The following is a 3,609-nucleotide window of genomic DNA, read 5'->3' as shown; positions in this document are numbered from 1 at the left end:
CAGCCCTGCGCTCGGCCCTCGGTAACAGCCTCGCCGGCGCGCAGGGCAAGACGCTCGCCGACCAGAACAGGATCGACCGGACGATGGCGCCCGGCTGTGCCGTTGGCCTCTATACGGGCGCTGAGTGCGACCGGCATACCAGGGCAAGCGCCGCGCGCCGCGCCGAACTGAAATCCTAGCCGGCAGAAGGCATCCAGCAGATGGCGGACTTCAATTCGAACATCGTTTTTCTGATGGCCGTCATCGGCGCAGTCGGCGGGCTGTGGTGGCGCATCGAAGCCGCGATCAAGGTGGCGCGGGACGAGGTCAAGAAGGATGCGCGTGACGCGCATCTGCGCGCCGACACGGCGATGGCCTCGGTCTCCTTGTTGACCGAGCAGCTTGCGGCGCACAAGCTCCACGTTGCAGAGACCTACATCACAAAGGCCGGCCTGCGAGAATTCCGTGACGAGGTGATGACCGGCGTGCGCGACCTGAAGGGCAGCGTATCCACCTTGCACGAGCGCATGGATCGCTTCATTGAAGGCGACAAGATCGAGCGAAAGCGCTCCTAGATACAACTTAGACCGTCTGGGTGGGCATTCAGTTGAGGTGCCGCTTCATGATGTCGTTCAGCCATCTGTTGAGGCTGACTTCCGGTGGCCGATTGGACTCTTCTGAAAGCGCAACCCGCAAGGTCAACTCCACCAACTCATCACCCGCCTCCGTGGACCCGCCGCGGTAACGAGCGGCCTTTCTACGCAGCGGACCTAGAAGCTGCACCACCGACTGTGGCGTTTGCCTTGTGGAGGTTGCCATGACAGCAAAATAGTCGGGACGAGCGGCATGCACGAATACATTTGATAGTGTCGCCCCACGATGACGGACTGGTGATCGCCGCCCTGGCGAGACTGCCGCGCGATCACACTCGCCTGGTTGCTAGGCTTAACATTTGTGAAAGCGCGGGTTCCAAATCACGTGCATTTTAAACGCTCGACCCTTGGTAGTGCCGTCGCCTGTGACATCGGCGACGGGCTTTCTCTATCAGGTGGATGTCTTCCGCTTCGGCGCCACATGACTGGTGACAAGTCGCACTGCGCTGCGCTTGACCGTAATGCCGAGATCTTTGCCGCCGACGGTCACGCTGTCCCCATCTACCCTGGTGACCTCCCCCGTAAGCTCAATCTTCTGCCCGCTGCTAACGTTTGGTGTGGTGTCCACAATCGAATGGGGCTGATGATATGAGGGGATCAGCACGCTCACTCGATCCTCAGTTACGCGCTTGCGGATCGTTGCGGTGATCGCAACGGTATCCCCGACCTTGATGCTGCCCATCGCCATAAGGCGAGTCTGGTGCGGCTACGCCGTTAGTCAAGCCTGTTCTACTGTACATAAAACTGTCTGCAACCCGTTGGACGCTTGTTGGTTGTAGGCGAAGCGGTCGATCCCTTCGGGGTATAGCCGCTGGACGTCTCAGGGTCAGCCCGTGGCCATTTTCCTCCCGAGCATGGCGACGGGCCCTTCCATGACAATATCAGACCCGGCCAGCCCGCTTCCTTTCAACTATGATATTGGCCTCGCGTAGGAGCGAGGGCCACTCAAAGCCTAAGACCCCAATCAACTCTTTCGCTTCCTCTACCGAAATCCCGGTTTCTTCCATTAAGCGTTGGATGATATAGGCCCGGGCGTTTTCTGGTCTGCCGGGCGTGTCAGTCACGGGAAATCTCCTACTGGGATTCAACCCGCCGCCTAAACACTTGTTCCGCCTCACACGGCTCGCGAAACCGCCCGTTTGAGATATAATTCACCTCCGTGCGGGCAATGGTTTTCGCCCCCGCGGGGTGAGGGAACGATGGCGAAATCACACCTGACGGCGCCGGACGCCTAAATCATACGATCAGCCTTCCTAAACGAAGTCCAGGAAAGCCAGGCGCCGGAAAGCCAATGGCGGGAGATGGCTACGCAGCTGATCCAGTCGTACACCGGCCACAAGGATGTTGATCCCCAAATTCTGGATTGGATTATTCGGAAGCTGGCTTAACCTGCGGTGCTCGCGAGACTGAGATCTAGCCCTTGACGCTTGGCGCCGGCGGCTTCGTCGCGTCGAATGACAGCCACTCCACCGTGGCGACAATCGCGGCCGCCAGTGCCTCGGCCTCGTCGAGCAGCGTCGGGCCGTAATGCCCGTTCACTTGCTCCTCGCTCATCAGGACGCCAGGCGGGCAGTGCTCTTCGATGGTTGCCCTGATCAGCAATAGAGCTGCGCGGCAGTCCGGATCATTTATTCGGCTGCCCCTCATTTCGAGAAGTCTCGCGGTACGGCCTCAGCGAGACTGAACTCCGAGACGCTGTCTGCCTCCTCGTCGACCACCCGAAACCAATGCTCCTGCAAACCTCTGGTGGAGACCGGCGTTTGAGCGACATGCTCTACCGCCCTTAGCGGTTCTTCAGCGTCTACGGTTTGCCACGAGACGACCTCTTCGCCGTAGAGCTCTTCCACCTTGTACCGGGGCACTCAATCACCTCCGTCCCATGGCTTTCGCCTCGCGCTCGAGAGTAGTCCGATCATTGCCGTGCTTCTTGATCAGCTCGCGAACCTGCTGAGGTGTCAGTCCGACCTTCTGGGCGAAATACTCAACCTCGTATTCCTCGTCCGCCGAGACCCGGTCCCGATCGCGAAAGTCCCGCTTGCTCTTGTCATCTGCCATTAGGGCGTCCTCCTGAATGTTGAAGAACATTGACGAGGCCGTGAAAGTTCCCGCTCTCTTTAGCCACTGCTAACGGAACCGAAAGACCGCTGCGCTATTGAGTCGCCGTTCGGGGATGTGTGCATGCGTAAGGACGGCCTCAGGCTCAGCTTCATCAAGCCGATGGAGCCGGAGCGGTTCGACGATCCGCCGGCCGGCTCCGAATGGAGTCACGAAATCAAGTTCGACGGCTACCGGACATAGGTGATCAAGGATGCCGACGACATCCGCCTCTACACCAAGATCGGCATCGACTGGACGGACAAATACCGGTGGCGAACAAAGAGAGGCCCTTGGCGGCGCAGGAGTAGGTTCAAGCCCGTTAACGCCGGGCTGCGCCACGTGACCTTTCAGGGTTTCGGACGGAAGCTGATCTCATTGCGGGAGAACTCAAACCTATCGGCGCAACGCAATGCAAAGGGCTCGCTCCAGCTCCGCCGGCGCGAACGGTTTAGCCAAGACCTGGCAGTCGCTGAATGTCGCCGGCATCCCCATCCTGCCGTACCCTGTGCTAAATATAAACGGGATATTCCTGCTCTGCAGTTCCTGGGCAACCGGGAAGACAAGCTCTCCGCCGAGGTTAACGTCCAGTACCGCGAAATCGAAGGGTTCAACACTGGCAGCCGACAATGCCTTGCCAAGCGTAGCCACCGAAGCTGCCACCACGCAACCTAGTTGCTCCAGCATGTCCTCTATCAGTAAAGCAACGCTGCCTTCGTCCTCGACGACCAGCGCACGCAAGCCGGCCAGCTCACCCATTCCTAACAGTGCCCCGCAGTGGAATGGTCACTCGGCATGAAAGTCCCTGCGGTTCGAAGGTGATATCGAGCTCACCGCCAAGGTCGCGTTCGATGCAGCGCTCAATGAGCCTGGTGCCAAATCC

At 59.4% G+C, this 3,609-nt stretch carries 6 protein-coding genes; 1 reads left to right on the top strand and 5 read right to left on the bottom strand.

Annotation, left to right across the window (positions count from 1 at the left end; genetic code table 11):
• Positions 1-200: 200 nt before the first annotated feature.
• Complete coding sequence (locus EOA27_RS27610) at positions 201-554, top strand: hypothetical protein (protein WP_126082983.1); 354 nt, start codon at positions 201-203, stop codon at positions 552-554.
• A 469-nt stretch (positions 555-1,023) separates the two neighbouring features.
• Here EOA27_RS27610 and EOA27_RS27605 read toward each other — a convergent pair whose 3' ends face one another.
• The 5 genes from EOA27_RS27605 to EOA27_RS27585 all read right to left on the bottom strand — a co-directional run bounded on the left by EOA27_RS27605 (position 1,024) and on the right by EOA27_RS27585 (position 3,485).
• Positions 1,024-1,314 carry a hypothetical protein gene (locus EOA27_RS27605; protein WP_126082982.1) on the bottom strand — a complete coding sequence of 97 codons (291 nt, stop codon included), beginning with the start codon at positions 1,312-1,314 and terminating at the stop codon, positions 1,024-1,026.
• Between the two features lie 199 nt (positions 1,315-1,513).
• Positions 1,514-1,696: a hypothetical protein gene (locus EOA27_RS27600; protein WP_127257740.1), complete on the bottom strand. Its 183-nt coding sequence runs from the start codon at positions 1,694-1,696 to the stop codon at positions 1,514-1,516.
• Positions 1,697-2,045: 349 nt separating this feature from the next.
• Positions 2,046-2,186, bottom strand: coding sequence for a hypothetical protein (locus EOA27_RS42350; protein ID WP_245467077.1), 141 nt, complete (start codon positions 2,184-2,186; stop codon positions 2,046-2,048).
• 312 nt (positions 2,187-2,498) lie between these two features.
• Entirely contained in the window at positions 2,499-2,687 is a 189-nt protein-coding gene (locus tag EOA27_RS27590) for a DUF3606 domain-containing protein (RefSeq protein ID WP_126082980.1), read from the bottom strand.
• A gap of 435 nt (positions 2,688-3,122) precedes the next feature.
• Positions 3,123-3,485: a response regulator gene (locus EOA27_RS27585; RefSeq protein ID WP_126082979.1), complete on the bottom strand. Its 363-nt coding sequence runs from the start codon at positions 3,483-3,485 to the stop codon at positions 3,123-3,125.
• Positions 3,486-3,609: the final 124 nt, after the last annotated feature.

Source organism: Mesorhizobium sp. M2A.F.Ca.ET.037.01.1.1 (genome assembly GCF_003998075.1).
GTDB lineage: Bacteria > Pseudomonadota > Alphaproteobacteria > Rhizobiales > Rhizobiaceae > Mesorhizobium.
The sequence above is the reverse complement of the archived record's forward strand: the minus strand, read 5'-3'. Positions and strand labels throughout refer to the sequence as shown.

What these genes read in the sequence shown, in the direction of transcription:
- EOA27_RS27610 (WP_126082983.1), top strand. Translation starts at nt 201, where the DNA reads ATGGCGGACTTCAATTCGAACATCGTTTTTCTGATGGCCGTCATCGGC.
- EOA27_RS27585 (WP_126082979.1), bottom strand. Translation starts at nt 3,485, where the DNA reads ATGGGTGAGCTGGCCGGCTTGCGTGCGCTGGTCGTCGAGGACGAAGGC.
- EOA27_RS42350 (WP_245467077.1), bottom strand. Translation starts at nt 2,186, where the DNA reads ATGAGCGAGGAGCAAGTGAACGGGCATTACGGCCCGACGCTGCTCGAC.
- EOA27_RS27605 (WP_126082982.1), bottom strand. Translation starts at nt 1,314, where the DNA reads ATGGGCAGCATCAAGGTCGGGGATACCGTTGCGATCACCGCAACGATC.
- EOA27_RS27590 (WP_126082980.1), bottom strand. Translation starts at nt 2,687, where the DNA reads ATGGCAGATGACAAGAGCAAGCGGGACTTTCGCGATCGGGACCGGGTC.